The organism is Dechloromonas sp. HYN0024 (assembly GCF_003441615.1).
Taxonomy (GTDB): Bacteria; Pseudomonadota; Gammaproteobacteria; order Burkholderiales; family Rhodocyclaceae; genus Azonexus.
Genome location: NZ_CP031842.1, coordinates 2,165,556 through 2,180,695 on the forward strand (window position 1 = coordinate 2,165,556; position 15,140 = coordinate 2,180,695).

Below are 15,140 nucleotides of genomic sequence, written 5' to 3' on the forward strand. Positions count from 1 at the left end.
AGGGCAAGGTGGAAAAGCCCACGACTATATCAGAAATCGCGGGCTTTGGGGAAAAACTGGGGATCGTGCTTAGAAGCTATCGTCGGCCAGTTCGAGCGCGCCCGCCGCACCGGCCACCACCGACTCGGCCAGACCGGCAGCCTGGGTCAGGAAATGATCAGCATAGAAGCGCGTCGTTGCCAGCTTGGCTACCCAGAACGGATCGCTCTCGCCAGATGCCAGCTTGCTCCGGGCAATGACGGCAGCCCGACCCATTTGCCAGCCACCGGCGACAATGCCGAAGAGATAGAGGAAAGGCACGGCCCCGGCATGTGCCGCCTTGGGATCAGCCGAGAAGGTGCCAACCAGCCAGTTCACAGCCTTTTCCAGGGCCTCGATAGCGGCCTGCTGGCGCGCCCCGATGCCGGCCAGATCGCCGTCGAGTTGAGCCGCTGCGGCCCGCATGTCGGCGATCACCGCGAGAATGGTGGCACCCTTTTCACGGGCAATCTTGCGGCCGATCAGGTCGTTCGCCTGAATCGCCGTCGTGCCTTCATAGATGGCCGTGATGCGTGCATCACGCAGATGCTGGGCAGCACCGGTTTCCTCGATATAGCCCATGCCACCATGCACCTGCACGCCGAGCGAGGCAATGTCGATGGCGCTCTCGGTACTCCAGCCCTTGACCACAGGAATCAGCAGATCAGCGAAGGCACGGGCCTTTTCGCGGGCGACAGCATCGGGATTGGCATGGGCATTGTCCTGCGCTGCCGCCGTGACATAAGCCAGAGCGCGCATGGCCTCGATGCGGGCACGCATGGAAAGGAGCATGCGACGCACGTCCGGATGCTTGATGATGGGCACCTTCGGGCCGCCCCTGACACCGACTTCGGTCCCCTGAACACGCTCTTTGGCATAGACGACGGCGCGCTGGTAGGCACGCTCGGCATCGCCAAGCCCTTCGAGGCCGACATTGAAGCGGGCGGCGTTCATCATGATGAACATGTACTCGAGGCCGCGATTTTCCTCGCCGACCAGGGTGCCGATAGCGCCGCCGTGATCGCCGAAGGCGAGCACAGCGGTCGGGCTGCCGTGGATGCCAAGCTTGTGTTCGATCGACACGCAATAGACGTCATTGCGTTCGCCGGGCGTGCCGTCCGCCTTAAGCAGGAACTTGGGGACGACAAAGAGCGAAATCCCCTTGACGCCTTCCGGCGCATTGGGGGTGCGAGCCAGCACGAGATGGACGATGTTGTCCGTCATGTCGTGCTCGCCGTAGGTAATGAAAATTTTCTGGCCGAAAACCTTGTACGTGCCATCCCCCACCGGCTCGGCGCGCGAACGCACGGCGGCCAGATCGGAACCGGCCGACGGCTCGGTCAGGTTCATCGTACCGGTCCACTCACCGGAAACCAGATTCGGCAGATAGGCCGCCTTCTGTTCGTCCGTACCGGCAATCATCAGCGCCTCGATGGCGCCCTGGGTCAGCATTGGGCACAGCGAGAAGGCATGATTGGCCGCCTTCCACATTTCGCTGACGGCCGTAGACAGCAGCTTGGGCAAACCCTGCCCACCAAACTCTGGATCGCAACCAAGGCCATTCCAGCCGTTATCGACGAACTGGCGATAGGCCTCCTTGAAACCCGGCGAGGTAGTGACGACGGTATCTTTCCATTTGGCGCCATCCCGGTCGCCCACCCGGTTCAGCGGCGACAAGACTTCGCCGGAAAAGCGGGCGGCCTCTTCGAGAATCGCATCGACCACATCAGGCGAGGCTTCTTCACAACCGGGCAGGGAAACCACCTGATCAAGGCCGGCCAGTTCCTGCATGACAAAACGCATTTCTTTCAGCGGGGCAAGATATTCACTCATCGGATTTTTCCATACGGTTAGCGGTTTCTTTAAGTTCAATCAGGAACACCAGATCTTCGACGACCGGCAAGCTAAAGCCCAGGCGTTGTCCGCCCCGGTTATCGCGCAGCAACTGGTAAATATAGCCGACCACATCGCCGGTGTCCCACAGAGTCACGATCATGTTGATCAGACGTGGCATATCCTCCAGGCAAGTGGCGCGGGGGGCCTGCGGCTGCCCGCCTTCGAGCGGCTCCATCACATTCGCCAATTGCGCCTCATCCCAACTCTGGACCTCGACATTGAAGTTCTGATGCAGGTTGCTGGCAACACTTTCGAATTCTGCCCGCATGCCCGCCATCCGGTAGATATCCATCAGGCGTATCCACGGCTGCAGTGCCTCCTGCGGATTCTGGTCGATGTACTCCTGCAAGGCCTGGGCGGCGCCCTTGACGCGGCCGAAGGAGAGCATGATATCGGCCAGTTCCATGACCGGATTGGCCTCAAACTGCTCATTCAGGGTCGTCGCGCTCATCGACAGCACGGAATCATGCCCCCGCGCTGGGGCCGGCACAGCCGAAGCGGGACTGTTGTCTTCCGCGTGCAGGTCAAAATCGACCTCCATCGGCATTGCCATTTCTGCCGACCCAAAGCTCAGATCGACCGCACCATTCTCCTCAACTTCTTCATCACGCTTCGGATCAATCGTCGCAACCGGAACCAGAATTCCCGATTCAGCGCCGCCATCACCGTGCTGCCTGGCCTGATGCTGCCGCCAGCCGAGCCAGCCGGCCAGGCCGAAGACCGCCCCAAGCAGAACGCCGTACAGTGTCCACTCCGACAGGCCGGACGTTTCTTCGACAGGCGGCGGCAACCTCGGCAGTGAGCGCGCGGTCTGCTCCCCTGCCGGCATTGCTGCGCCAGGTGTCGGCGACGGAGCATTCGGTGCACTTCCCCCCGGAACGGATGAACCGGATGCCGGCACCGCGCCATTATTTTCAACACGCTTGGCAAACTCCACCGCACGCAACTGGATTTCGCCCAGCGTGCCTTCCATGTTGTGCAACTTTTCGGCGGCGGCCATTTGCGTCGTAGCCTGCTCGTGCAGGGCCATCAGCATACGAAACTCAAGGCGCAATATCTCGCGCTGCGCCTCCTTCGCCTCCGCGCCCTGCAGGAACAAATCGGTGGCCAGGCGAAGCGACGGTTCGGCATCGAAGCCACCATCCGACAACATCAGACGATCACGAACCGGAGATGCCTTCGGCCGCCGCTCGGCTCGCCGCGGCGTCAATCTGGGTGGCGCAGCCACGACCGGCGAGGGAGAGGAAGCGAAAGCCCCCCTGACCGAAGACCGTACCGACTGCCGTTCGGGAGGCAAAGCGGTCTCTGGTAGACGGGCCGCCACGACCGGCGCAACGCCGCTCCCCGGCGGAGTTGCCATCAACATATAGTCACGGGATATTTCATGGCCGCAACCAAGTTGAATCGCCATTTCCAGAATCGGCTCGCGCAAGGGATTATCGGAGCGAATTTCAAGCACTGGCTGGGCGCCCTTGCGAACGGTCAAAGCGGCTTTCCGGAGCCAGGGCAGATCATCCCCACCAGAGGGCTGGACCAGTCGAAAACAGCTTGCTTCAATCTTCTGCTTATCGACCCCGAGTAGATCGATTTCCAGCTGGATGGGCTGGCCCAGAACGGGCTGCCCACGCAGATCGCCCAAGCCGACCGCCGACGCTCCCCCAGACAAGGTGAGCACGAACACCAGCAAGGCATAGCGGCGAGCAAAGCGACTCAAAGACAAAACTCCAAATAACATCAAATTTGGTGAATTGTAGCCGTTATTTCTTGGTCAGATAAACCGAATCATCAAAGCTGGCAACCCATTGGGGACGATAAACAACAAATAGCGTCATCATCATTCCCGACAGCCATGCTTCCGAGAATGCCAGCAGCAGAAAATAGGGGAAATATTCACTGAACAGATAATCCCATTCATAGACCCCAATCACCGCCAGTAGGAGCGTTGCAGCAAAGCCGACGCCGATGATGGTCAGCGCCGCGCCGAGAAATCCATTGACGAAGATATAAACAAAAAAATGTCGGGGCAAGGCGGCCGAAAGCAGGCGAAAGAAAAAGTGACTCAGCGCCACACTCAAGCCAGCCAGAAGCAAGGCATTGGCACCATAGGCAAACGGCCCGGCCGCACCATTCAGGGTAATGCCCAGGGTCACCAGGGAAAGCCCGACAAAGGCGAGATGTGGCCCGAAACTCAGGGTGAACACGGTCGCCCCGAGCAGATGAAAATTCAGGCCGGGCTTGACGCCAGCCTTGAGGCTCCAGATCAGGGTGAGCAGAACAATCATGCCGAGCCACACATTGAATTGCTCGGAATCCCTCAGCCGCCCCCAGGGTGCGCGCCAAAGACTATGGGCGAAAAACAGTAGCCAGGCGATCCATGCCGCCCAGTACCATCCTTCGCCCAGCAGAGTGTCAGTCAGATTCACCTGGCTATTCTATTACCGGTGCCTGACTTTTTGGTGTCAGCCGACGGCGCTAACGAGTTGCGGCACGACCTCGAACAAATCACCCACCAGCCCGTAATCGGCGACCTGGAAGATCGGTGCGTCGGGGTCCTTGTTGATGGCGACGATGACCTTCGACTCCTTCATGCCGGCCAGATGCTGGATGGCACCCGAGATACCGACGGCTATGTAGAGCTGCGGCGCGACGATCTTGCCGGTCTGGCCGACCTGATAATCGTTCGGCACGAAGCCGGCATCGACGGCGGCGCGGGAAGCACCAAGGGCGGCCCCGAGTTTGTCGGCAAGCGGCTCAAGCAGGGCGTGATAGTTCTCGCCACTGCCCAGACCACGGCCACCGGAGACGATGATCTTGGCAGCGCCCAGTTCGGGACGCTCGGACTTGGTCAGTTCGCGGTGGGTCAGCGTGCTCTGTGCCGTATCAGCGGCCGCCGCGATGGCTTCGACCGGGGCGCTGTTGCCAGTGGCGACGGCATCGAAAGCGGTGGTCCGCACGGTGATGACCTTGACGCTGTCGGCGCTCTTCACCGTCGCCAGCGCATTGCCGGCGTAGATCGGACGAACGAAGGTGTCAGCCGATTCAACACCGGTGATTTCGGAAATCTGCGCGACGTCGAGCAGAGCGGCAACGCGCGGCAGGAGGTTCTTGCCGAAGGTGGTGGCCGGGGCCAGGATGTGGCTGTAGCCGGATGCGTTGGCGATGACCAGCGCCGTCAGATTCTCGGCGGTCTGGCTCTGGTAGTGGGCGGCGTCGGCCACTTTTACCTGGGTAACACCTTGCAGGCCGGCGGCGGCCTGGGCGGCAGCAGCGCAGTTGCTGCCAGCGACGAGGACGTGAATGTCGCCGCCAATCTTCTGGGCCGCAGCAACGGTATTGAGGGTGGCGGCCTTGAGGCTGGCGTGGTCGTGTTCGGCGATTACAAGAATAGTCATGATCAGATCACCTTGGCTTCGTTCTTGAGTTTGTTGACGAGTTCAGCGACATCGGCGACGCGGATGCCGGCACTGCGCTTGGCGGGTTCGGCGACCTTGAGGGTGCTCAGGCGCGGGGCGACATCGACACCGAGGTCAGCCGGCTTGACGGTGTCGAGCGGCTTCTTCTTGGCTTTCATGATGTTGGGCAGCGTGGCGTAACGCGGCTCGTTGAGGCGCAGGTCGGTGGACACCACTGCCGGCAGGGAGATTTCGAGGGTCTCGAGACCGCCGTCAATTTCGCGAGTAACGGCCGCCTTGCCGTTGGCGATGACGACCTTGGAGGCGAAGGTGGCTTGCGGCCAGTTCTGCAGGGCGGCGAGCATCTGGCCGGTCTGGTTGGCATCGTCGTCGATGGCCTGCTTGCCGCAGATGACGAGTTGCGGTTGTTCCTTGTCGCACAGGGCCTTCAACAGCTTGGCGACGGCCAGCGGCTGGAGATCGACATCGGTTTCAACGAGGATGCCACGGTCGGCACCAATCGCCATCGCCGTGCGCAGGGTTTCCTGGCAGGCGGCGACACCACACGAGACAGCAACGACTTCCGTCGCAATGCCGGCTTCCTTGAGGCGGACGGCTTCTTCAATGGCGATTTCATCGAAGGGGTTCATGCTCATCTTGACGTTGGCCAGATCAACACCAGTGCCATCGGCCTTGACGCGAACCTTGACGTTGTAATCAACGACGCGTTTGACGGGTACGAGAATCTTCACCTGCATCTCCTTTTGGATTCGACTTTTTTGAATTACAGCCACCTGTTTGACAGGCGATCTCTCAATCAGCACAATGACCATACTGTGTCGTATGGAAAAGCATACGGTAGCGTATGGAAAACAAACCTGTCAAGCCCTTGATTAAATCCTCATCAGTCAAACCTCGCAAGAGCGCCACCGTGGCGCGCACGCAACTCGACCCGGAACGCTGGGTGGACGAGGCGATCGACGTGCTCGCCCGCGAGGGGATCAGCGGCTTGCGCGTCGAGGTTCTGGCCAAGCGCTGCGGTGTCACCAAAGGCAGCTTTTACTGGCACTTCAAAGATCGGCAGGCCTTGCTCGACGCCGTGCTTGAGCAATGGAAAATCGGGCGCATCCGCGACATCGAAAAAACCACCTCGGTCACGGCCGGTCGTGAAAGCCAGCAACTGCATTACGCCATCGAGGTGTATGGTGCCAGCCGGAATCGCAAGGGCATGTCGATCGAACTCGCCGTACGCGACTGGGCCCGTCACGATCCGCAGGCAGCCGCCGTGGTCGAGGCTGTGGATCTCTATCGACTGGAATGCACACGCAAACTGTTCGTCGCCTCGGGGATGTCCGATGCCGAAGCAAAAAGTCGCAGCCTGCTGCTCTACGCCTGCGTCTTCGGCCTGTCGCTAATGCACTACACCCAGTTTGACGACAACCTGGCTGATCTCAAGCAACGTATTGCCGAGCGCATCATTGCCAGCTAGCCGGAACAAGCGCCGGCGCTGATCCCTCTCTCCCAGACCAGCAGATCATCGGCCAGCTGCGCCACCGTTGCCGACAAGGCAGAAACGCCACCGCGCGCATCCTGGCTGGGAGCCGGCTTGTCGATTTTCAGGTCAAGTTCGGCCAACTGGCGGCGCGAACGATCGAGCAGGACGGCCCGCCCGCGCAGGATGCCCTGACTGCTTTCGGGGCTGGCAAACACCTGACTGAATTCCGTAATATCGACACGCACGAGACAACGGCTCTGGCCCTGCCCCGACATCGAATAATCCAGCAACTGCATCAGTCGCTGCTGCATCATCTGGGCCGGCGGCCCGACCCAGCGCGCCCGCCCGTATTCGCGCAGACGGGCAGCGTCGACATACGCCAGACGATAATCAATACCCAGTGAATCGAACCACAGCGGTGCCCGCACCTCAAGCGCCATCGGCTGGGGGCGTGGAGAAGCAAGGAGCCGTACCGGAGGAGGGCCAAAGTCATAGACAGCTAGAGCGCTGTCGCCCCCCCGCTTGCCAGCGGTAAAACAGGCCGATAGCAGACCGCAAAAAATGAGTATCGCCAGCCAGCGCATGCTATTTCCCCCCTGCCGGACTAAACCCTGCCTCACCCGGACCGGGAACCACGGCAGGCGCACCGAAGACCAAGCCCTGCGGGCTATCTTCCAGAACGCGCATGACGCGGCTCAACTGGCGCGAAGTCAGCGAAAAATCCGTGGCCAGTTCATTAAGGCGGGGCATCAGCGCCGAGGTGCCGCTGGCCGACGGATCGCCAATCGCCACATCGAGCTTGTCGGTGGCCACCTGCATCTTGCCGATCAGCACTCGCGACTCGGCGAGCAGGGGTTGAACCTCGCCGGCCGCTTGCGAGAAACTCCGGATGTTGCGGTCGTCGAGCAGCTTTTTGATCTGCACCAGCGTCGTATTGAGATTCTCAAGCACCGGCTTCATGTTGCCCGAGGCCGCCTCGAGATTAACCAGAGTCGCCTTCAGATGCGCCCGATTTTCCTCATCGAGCACGGCATTGGCCCCTACCATCATCTGGCGGGCCTGCTTCAATGTCGCCATACCGGTTTCACCCAGCTCTTCGAGAAGTGACGGAATCATCGTGATGCGGGGTGGCTGGTCGTCGTTTGGCACCAGCGGCTCGCCATCCTTGCCGGTTTCCAGCAACAGGATATGGGCCAGACCGGTGACGCCCTGATAGTTGAGCTTGGCCACCGTCCCCTTGGTCAGCGGCACATCCTCATTGACCGAAATGGTCACCAGAATATTGCTGTAATCCTCGGGATCGAGGCGAATGTCGCTGACCTTGCCGACCCGGATGCCCCGATAGCGTACCTGCGCCTGCGGGTTGAGTCCGCCGATGTTCTGCTTGGTCACGACTATGTACTCATGCTCGGCGTCCTTGGCACCACTCAACCAATAGACGGCAAGCAAGGCCGCCACCCCGAGGAGAAGTGCAAAGAGACCGGCAGCGAAGGCGTATGACTTGTTTTCCATGAACGTGATTAGAGCAGTTTCCGGCGGTCCGCGCCAAAAAAGCCGGTGACGAAGGGATGATCAACGGTCATGACCTCGGCTTTCGGTCCATAGGCGATGATGTGCTGATCAGCCAGCACGGCGACGTGGGTGGCCAGCCCGGCCAGCGTATTGAGGTCATGGGTGACCATGACGACGGTCAGCCCGAGTTCCCGCTGCAAATCACCAACCAGTTCGACGAAATTCTGGCTGCGATCAGGATCAAGGCCAGCCGTCGGCTCGTCAAGCAGCAGGAGTTCCGGCTCAAGAGCCAGCGCCCGCGCCAGGGCGACGCGCTTGACCATACCTCCTGACAGCTCGGCGGGCATGAGTTTTCCGTGCTCGGGATCAAGCCCGACCATCGCCAGTTTGAGATGCACCAGGCGGCGAATCCAGTCGGCATCGAGGCAGCGCAGTTCGCGCAGGGGAAAGGCAAGGTTGTCAAAAACCGAGAGCGCTGAAAACAGCGCCCCGTGCTGAAACAGCATGCCAAGACGACGACGCAGATCACGCTGGACCTGTCTATCGGGGTGATTGAGATCGACGCCGAACAGCCGGACACTCCCCGAATCCGGCCGCAGCAGGCCGAGAATTTCGCGCAGCAGGGTCGTCTTGCCGCTCCCCGAGCCGCCCAGCAAGCCGACGATCTGGCCAGACTCAACGCGCAGGGACAGGTCGCGATGCACGACTTTGCCGCGAAAACTGGCACAGACACCACTCAGCTCGATGACCGGTGACGGGCTCATAGCTGCGGCACCCCGACATGGCGGGTAAAGACGGCAAAAATGGCGTCAAAAAGAATGACCGTAGTGATCGCCGTCACCACCGCACTGGTCGTATTGGCCGACAGACTTTCCGTATTCGGTTTGACGCGCAGGCCGAAGTGGCAGGCAACAACGGCAATGACAAACCCGAAGACCACCCCCTTGCTCATACCGATCAGCAGATTGGCGACCGGCACGGCGCGCGGCAGGTTATCGAGAAAATAGACCAGCGACAGATCAAGCTGGAGCAGTGCCGCCAGCATGCCCCCAAAGAGCGCGACCGCCGAGGTCCACAACACCAGCAGGGGCATAGCCACGGTCAGGCCAAGAATTTTCGGCAAGACGACACGAATGCTGCGCGAAATGCCCATCGTCGACAGTACGTCGATTTCCTCGGTCACCCGCATCACGCCGATCTGCGCCGTCATGGCCGAACCACTGCGCCCGGCAACCAGAACGGCGACGAGCACCGGACCGAGTTCGCGAATGATCGAAATACCAAGAATATTGACGATAAACAGGTCGGCACCAAAGCTTTTCAATTGCAGTGCCGAAAGGTAGCTGATGGTCACCCCGATCAGGAATCCGACCAGCGCCGTCACCGCCAGCGCCTGCGCCCCTGCCTTGTAGACATTGGCGGTAAATTCCTTCCACGGCACATCCTGCGGATGGCGAACGAGGTAGCCGATATCAACGAGCAGTTGGCCGAACAGGGTAACCATGCCACGCAGGTTGCCCACAGCCTTGAACAGCAACCCGCCGACCAATTCGGGAAAGCGCGGCCGCGGCCGAATCTCCTGGCGCAGGTCCGGTGGCAACTCGGCGACACGGGTCAGCGCCTGCCGATGCAGATCATCTACGATCAGCGCCGCCGGCCAGGTCGCCCCCCAAGTACGCCACAGCAAGACCGCTGCGGCGCTATCGAGCCGCGCCACCGCCGACAAATCCCAATGATCGAATCGGCCCGAACAAGCAGCCAGCGCAGCCTGCAAGGCCGGCAGTTGCGGCAGCATTTCAGCCAGCGTCCAGCAACCGGACAGCACCACCCTCCCCGGCTCGACCAGCAAGCGCGGGGATTCGCTCATGCGATTTTCCTCGTGGACTTTGAACGGAGCACGTACTCCCGCCCAAGCTGCTTCCAGACGTTGGCTTCTTCACCAAAGGCAGCCGCGGTCCACGGATTGGCGGCCAGCCAGTCAGCCGGCAATTCGATAATGAATCCGTTGTCGCCCCGACTAACCCGCCAGGCAGGAATCGCCCGGTCATCACGGGTCCGGTGCAGCAACACCGCCAGACGCAGGCAGAAGATCAAATCCCAGGCACTGTCGCTGGCTGGCATGCCACCGAGCTTCTCCAGCTTGCCCCGATGCCCGAGGACCAGCATGGCCAGGCGGGCCTGATCCTTCTTCGAAAAACCTGGCATATCGGCATAGGTCAAAATGTAGGCACCATGCTTGTGATAGGCGTTGTGCGCCACGGAAATGCCGATCTCATGCACCCGGCAAGCCCAGGACAGAAACTGCACATCCGCCTCGCCAGGCGAACCGTCGGACAACTGGGTCAGCGCCGACAGCGCACTGGCTTCAACCCGCTCAACCTGATCCCCTTCAACCTGGTAGCGGCGGCGGAATTGCGCCACCGTCGAGTCGCGCATGTCGTGATGATGGAAGCGGCCGAGCAGATCGTAGAGGACGCCAAGACGCAGGGCGCCGTCGGCATAGGTCATGCGCTCAATGTCGAGTTCCTCGAAGATCGCCGACATGATGGCGACACCGCCTGGAAAGACCGGCAGGCGGTCGCCCTTGACCCCTGGCAGATCGAGCGCTTCGGCCGAACCGGCCTTGACCAGCAGTTCACAGAGGGTAGCCAGGCCAACCCGCGTGATGCCGCTTTCGCCATTCGGATTGAGGCCGTTCATTTCGAGCACGTCGGCAATGGCCCGGGCCGAACCCGACGAGCCAATCGCTTCCTTCCAGCCCAAGCGCTGGTAATCGGCAGCGATCAGTTCGATTTCCTTGGCTGCCGCAACTTGCGCCTCGCGTAACCGCTTTCGGTCAATCCGGCGATCCGGAAAAAAACGCAGGGTATAACTGACGCACCCCATGTACAGGGACTCCATCAGCTGCGGTTCGTGCCGCTTGCCGATGATGAACTCGGTCGAGCCGCCACCAATGTCGACGACCAGGCGCTTGTGGGCCGCCGAGGGCAGGGAATGCGAGGCCCCGATGTAGATCAGCCGCGCTTCTTCGCGTCCGGCGATGACCTCAATGGGAAAGCCGAGGGCTTCCTCGGCCAGCGGCAGGAATTCAAAGGCATTTTTGGCGACACGCAGCGTATTGGTCGCCACCGCCCGCACCGCCCCTTTGTCGAGACCGCCGAGACGCTCGCCAAAACGGCGCAGGGCATCAAGAGCGCGCGCCTGGGCCGGGGCATCGAGGCGCTTGTCGGGCATCAGGCCGGAAGCCAGGCGTACCGGCTCCTTCATGGAGTCGAGCGTATAAATCTGATTATCGACCACCCGTCCGACCTGCAGACGGAAGCTGTTGGAGCCCAGATCGACGGCGGCGACGGTTTCGTAAATCATTTTCCTGAAAACACAGAATGCTTGAATTGGCGGGCATTCTACCACCCGCCTCCGACCCGCATTGTGACGCCGGAGCAAAAGCCGTCAGCGGCCCGGCCAACAAGCCGACAAATCTTGGCCACTGAAATGCCGGGCAATAAAATCTATGGTCAGCCCGATTTTTGCAAGGGAGATTTTGTTTTAAACTAAAGTTGGCTTGCGCAAATCTATCCGGCGTCGAATTGGGGAAGGAATTCCCCGCGCCACGATGAGAGCCGCGCCTGGCAATCCTCAAAAAACCATCAGCGTGTGATCGCTGTTTTTATTGTCAGGTTCTTTGCCAGGCCGTTGTGCCGTTTAGTTCATCACGTGATCTACCGTCGCAAAACCAGGTGGGTTACAAAAAGGTGAAGCGTTCCGTCAGATGGTGGCAGCCAGCGAACGGGATTGATAGTGTGTCCCTTTGGCGAGGATAGCCCAGGCGATCCTCGCCATTTTGTTGGCCAGCGCGCAGGCCACGACATTCGAGTGCCGTCGGCACAGCATGTCCCGTACCCATTCACCGAGCCCATCGCTTCTTGTCTGAATACGTTGCATGATGGTCCGTGCCCCCTGAACGAGCAATCGTCGCAAATTCTTGTCGCCCCGTTTGCTGATGCCGAGCAAGGTTGGTTTGCCGCCGGTGCTGTACTGACGGGGCACCAGACCGATGGAGGCGGCGAACTGGCGAGCATTGGCAAACTGATGGGCATCGCCCAGTTCGACCGCCAGGACGCTGGCGGTGATCGGCCCAATGCCAGGAATTTCCAATAAGCGTTGGCTACGCTCGTCTTCAGCCAGTTGTTGAGCCAATTCGCCCTCGACCGCTTTGATCTGTTCATCCAGATATTTGATATGCGCACGCAAGTGCTCGATAACAGCCATCAGGCGAGGTGGCAAAACTGCTTCATGCTCGGCCAGCACGGCTGGCAAGCGTTTGATGATGGCCGGGCCTTTCGGTAAGCTGATCCCAAATTCCAGCAAGAAGGCGTGGATCTGGTTAGTCGTCGACGTCCGATCCCGCACCAGCGCCTCACGCACGCGATGCGTCGCCGAGATGGTCTGCTGGCTTTCATTGCGCGGACTCACAAAACGCATGTTCGGTCGGCTCGCCGCTTCGCAGATCGCCTGCGCGTCGGCAAAGTCATTCTTGTTGCCTTGGACGAACGGCTTTACAAACTGCGGTGAAATCAACTTCGCCTCGTGACCCATCGCCGATAGGCGCCGGGCAATCCAGTGCGCACCCGCACACGCCTCCATCACAACCCGACAAACCGGGAAATTGGCCAGCTGCGTCAGCATCTGGCTACGCGAAAGCTTCTTGCGAAATACCATGCGACCTTCGGCATCCTGCCCATGTAAATGAAAACAATGCTTTCCAAGATCAATGCCAATGAGGGTAACCGTGTTCATGATGATCGCCTCCAAAAGAAAAAATCCCCACTCAGCTTACCGCTGGTGGGGATCGGGCTGACCATCTCATTAAACCCGCCGACTTGCATCGGCGGGTTCGAGCAAAACGAAAAGCTGTTTAGCTGGCCAGCGCGTTCTTGATCTGCTCCAGCGTCGACGGATCGTCGATGGTCGTCAGATCGCCCGGATCGCGACCTTCGGCCAGCGCCTGCAGCGAGCGACGCAGCATCTTGCCGGAACGGGTCTTGGGCAGACCGGTCACGAAGTGCACGCGGGCCGGACGACCAATGGCACCGAGAATGCCGTCGACCGTGGCGAAGACTTCCTTCTCGAGCGCCTTGACCAGTTCGGGGGTAGCCACCCGGGAAGCGTCCTTGACGACGGCGAAAGCCATCGGCACCTGCCCCTTGAGCTTGTCTTCGACGCCGACCACGGCCACTTCAGCAATCGCCGCGTGGTTCTGGATGGCTTCCTCGATTTCACGGGTGCCCAGACGGTGACCGGCAACGTTGATAACGTCATCGGTGCGGCCCAGAATCGTGAAATAGCCGTCGTCGTCCTTGATCGCCCAGTCGTAGGAGGAGTAAACCAGCGGCTCCTTGAACAGGGTGAAATAGGTCGACACGAAACGGTCGTCCTGGCCCCAGACGGTGCTCAGGCAGCCGGGCGGCAGCGGCGGGATAACGGCGGCGATACCCTTTTCGTTGGCATCACAGACCGAACCGTCTTCGCGGAAGATCTGCAGGTTGTAGCCATAGACCGGGAAGCTCGGCGAGCCGTACTTGATCGGGGTCTTTTCGACGCCCGGCAAGGCAGCGAGCATCGGCCAGCCGGTTTCGGTCTGCCAGTAGTTGTCGATGACCGGCTTTTGCAGTTCGGTCATGAACCACTCGTGGGTCGGCTGGTCGAGCGGCTCGCCGGCCATGAAGATGTGCTTCAGGGACGACAGGTCGTACTTGTGCATGAAGGCCGGGTCCTGCTTCTTCAGCACGCGGGCAGCCGTCGGTGCAGAGAACATGACGGAGACCTTGTACTTCTCGACGATCTGCCACCAGATGCCGGCATCCGGGCGCAGCGGCGTGCCTTCGTACATCACGGTGGCCATGCCGGCGATCAGCGGGCCATAGATGATGTAGGAGTGACCGACCACCCAGCCGATGTCGGAGGTGGAGAAGAAGGTTTCGCCTTCGCCGCCGCAGTAGATGTGCTTCATCGACGAAGCCAGGGCCACGGCGTAGCCACCGGTATCACGCTGCACGCCCTTGGGCTTGCCGGTCGTACCCGAGGTATAAAGGATGTAGGACGGCTCGGACGATTCCAGCCATTCACACGGCACCTTGGCATCCATGAACTTGGCGCGTTCGGTGGCGTAGTCGACATCGCGACCGGCGACCTTGTTGAATGCCTTGTCCAGGCCACGATCGACCATCAGCACCTTGGCCGGCTTGTGTTCGGCCAGGTCAATGGCTTCGTCGAGCAGGTGCTTGTACGGAACGGCCTTGCCGCCACGCATGCCGGCATCGGCGGAAACGATCAAAACCGGCTTGGCATCGTCGATACGGGTGGCCAGTGAACCAGAAGCAAAACCCCCGAATACCACCGAGTGGATGGCACCGATACGGGTCGCAGCGAGAATGGCGAAGGTCGCCTGGGCGATCATCGGCATGTAAATCAGGACGCGGTCGCCCTTCTTGACGCCGAGGCTCTGGTAAATCGCCGCCATGCGCTCGATTTCGCGCTGCAGTTCGGCAAAGCTGTAAACCGTTTCCTCGTCGGTCTCGGTCGAAATGAAGATCAGAGCCCGGTCATTCGGCCGCTTGGCCGCGTGACGGTCAACCGCGTTGTGACAAAGGTTGGTCTTGCCGCCGACAAACCACTTGGCAAATGGCGGGCGGGAATAGTCGCACACCTGGGTGAACGGCTCTTTCCAATCGACGAGCTGGGCCTGTTCGGTCCAGAACTCATTCGGCTTTTCAATCGAATACTGGTGAAACTCCTTGTACGTCGCCATAAAATTCCCTCTAGCTAGG

General features: G+C 60.4%; 13 protein-coding genes. 1 reads left to right on the plus strand and 12 read right to left on the minus strand.

All coding sequences use genetic code 11. The features are described from left to right. Positions 1-69: 69 nt before the first annotated feature. Genes HYN24_RS10380 through HYN24_RS10400 form a run of 5 tightly spaced genes read right to left on the minus strand, consistent with a single transcriptional unit; the run spans position 70 to position 6,058 of the window. Positions 70-1,851 (minus strand): acyl-CoA dehydrogenase, encoded by a 1,782-nt coding sequence (locus HYN24_RS10380; RefSeq protein WP_117609178.1) that lies wholly within the window; start codon positions 1,849-1,851, stop codon positions 70-72. Beyond that, entirely contained in the window at positions 1,844-3,628 is a 1,785-nt protein-coding gene (locus HYN24_RS10385; RefSeq protein WP_117609179.1) for a FimV family protein, read from the minus strand. Before HYN24_RS10385 ends, HYN24_RS10380 begins: the two co-directional genes overlap by 8 nt. A gap of 43 nt (positions 3,629-3,671) precedes the next feature. Continuing rightward, a complete protein-coding gene (locus tag HYN24_RS10390; RefSeq protein WP_117609180.1) occupies positions 3,672-4,337 on the minus strand; it encodes an energy-coupling factor ABC transporter permease in 666 nt (221 codons plus the stop codon). A 36-nt stretch (positions 4,338-4,373) separates the two neighbouring features. Then, entirely contained in the window at positions 4,374-5,306 is a 933-nt protein-coding gene (locus HYN24_RS10395) for an electron transfer flavoprotein subunit alpha/FixB family protein (protein WP_117609181.1), read from the minus strand. A gap of 2 nt (positions 5,307-5,308) precedes the next feature. Continuing rightward, positions 5,309-6,058 carry an electron transfer flavoprotein subunit beta/FixA family protein gene (locus HYN24_RS10400; protein WP_117607571.1) on the minus strand — a complete coding sequence of 250 codons (750 nt, stop codon included), beginning with the start codon at positions 6,056-6,058 and terminating at the stop codon, positions 5,309-5,311. A 113-nt stretch (positions 6,059-6,171) separates the two neighbouring features. On the opposite strand from HYN24_RS10400, the gene HYN24_RS10405 reads away from it, so the two are divergent. Continuing rightward, positions 6,172-6,795, plus strand: coding sequence for a TetR/AcrR family transcriptional regulator (locus tag HYN24_RS10405; protein ID WP_117609182.1), 624 nt, complete (start codon positions 6,172-6,174; stop codon positions 6,793-6,795). On the opposite strand, the gene HYN24_RS10410 is transcribed toward HYN24_RS10405, so the two are convergent. From HYN24_RS10410 to HYN24_RS10440, 7 genes are all read right to left on the minus strand, one after another. Continuing rightward, on the minus strand, positions 6,792-7,385 hold the full coding sequence (locus tag HYN24_RS10410) for an ABC-type transport auxiliary lipoprotein family protein (protein ID WP_117609183.1): 594 nt from the start codon (positions 7,383-7,385) through the stop codon (positions 6,792-6,794). The two genes, HYN24_RS10405 and HYN24_RS10410, sit on opposite strands and share 4 nt — an antisense overlap. A gap of 1 nt (position 7,386) precedes the next feature. Then, positions 7,387-8,313 (minus strand): MlaD family protein, encoded by a 927-nt coding sequence (locus HYN24_RS10415; protein ID WP_117609184.1) that lies wholly within the window; start codon positions 8,311-8,313, stop codon positions 7,387-7,389. A gap of 8 nt (positions 8,314-8,321) precedes the next feature. Next, complete coding sequence (locus tag HYN24_RS10420) at positions 8,322-9,077, minus strand: ABC transporter ATP-binding protein (RefSeq protein ID WP_117609185.1); 756 nt, start codon at positions 9,075-9,077, stop codon at positions 8,322-8,324. Next, positions 9,074-10,180 carry an ABC transporter permease gene (locus tag HYN24_RS10425; RefSeq protein WP_117609186.1) on the minus strand — a complete coding sequence of 369 codons (1,107 nt, stop codon included), beginning with the start codon at positions 10,178-10,180 and terminating at the stop codon, positions 9,074-9,076. Before HYN24_RS10425 ends, HYN24_RS10420 begins: the two co-directional genes overlap by 4 nt. Beyond that, positions 10,177-11,679, minus strand: coding sequence for an exopolyphosphatase (gene ppx / locus HYN24_RS10430; protein WP_117609187.1), 1,503 nt, complete (start codon positions 11,677-11,679; stop codon positions 10,177-10,179). The genes HYN24_RS10425 and ppx overlap by 4 nt, the downstream gene beginning before the upstream one ends. Before the next feature lie 399 nt (positions 11,680-12,078). Continuing rightward, entirely contained in the window at positions 12,079-13,110 is a 1,032-nt protein-coding gene (locus HYN24_RS10435; protein WP_117610324.1) for an IS110 family transposase, read from the minus strand. A 118-nt stretch (positions 13,111-13,228) separates the two neighbouring features. Next, the gene (locus HYN24_RS10440) at positions 13,229-15,121 is read right to left on the minus strand and encodes a propionate--CoA ligase (RefSeq protein ID WP_117609188.1); all 1,893 of its coding nucleotides are present in this window, start codon (positions 15,119-15,121) and stop codon (positions 13,229-13,231) included. Between the last annotated feature and the right edge of the window lie 19 nt (positions 15,122-15,140).

Bases quoted from the DNA above. Each gene is read 5' to 3' on its own strand.
- HYN24_RS10415 (WP_117609184.1), bottom strand. From the start codon at position 8,313: ATGGAAAACAAGTCATACGCCTTCGCTGCCGGTCTCTTTGCACTTCTC.
- HYN24_RS10410 (WP_117609183.1), bottom strand. From the start codon at position 7,385: ATGCGCTGGCTGGCGATACTCATTTTTTGCGGTCTGCTATCGGCCTGT.
- HYN24_RS10420 (WP_117609185.1), bottom strand. From the start codon at position 9,077: ATGAGCCCGTCACCGGTCATCGAGCTGAGTGGTGTCTGTGCCAGTTTT.
- HYN24_RS10395 (WP_117609181.1), bottom strand. From the start codon at position 5,306: ATGACTATTCTTGTAATCGCCGAACACGACCACGCCAGCCTCAAGGCC.
- HYN24_RS10380 (WP_117609178.1), bottom strand. From the start codon at position 1,851: ATGAGTGAATATCTTGCCCCGCTGAAAGAAATGCGTTTTGTCATGCAG.
- HYN24_RS10435 (WP_117610324.1), bottom strand. From the start codon at position 13,110: ATGAACACGGTTACCCTCATTGGCATTGATCTTGGAAAGCATTGTTTT.
- ppx (WP_117609187.1), bottom strand. From the start codon at position 11,679: ATGATTTACGAAACCGTCGCCGCCGTCGATCTGGGCTCCAACAGCTTC.
- HYN24_RS10405 (WP_117609182.1), top strand. From the start codon at position 6,172: ATGGAAAACAAACCTGTCAAGCCCTTGATTAAATCCTCATCAGTCAAA.
- HYN24_RS10425 (WP_117609186.1), bottom strand. From the start codon at position 10,180: ATGAGCGAATCCCCGCGCTTGCTGGTCGAGCCGGGGAGGGTGGTGCTG.
- HYN24_RS10440 (WP_117609188.1), bottom strand. From the start codon at position 15,121: ATGGCGACGTACAAGGAGTTTCACCAGTATTCGATTGAAAAGCCGAAT.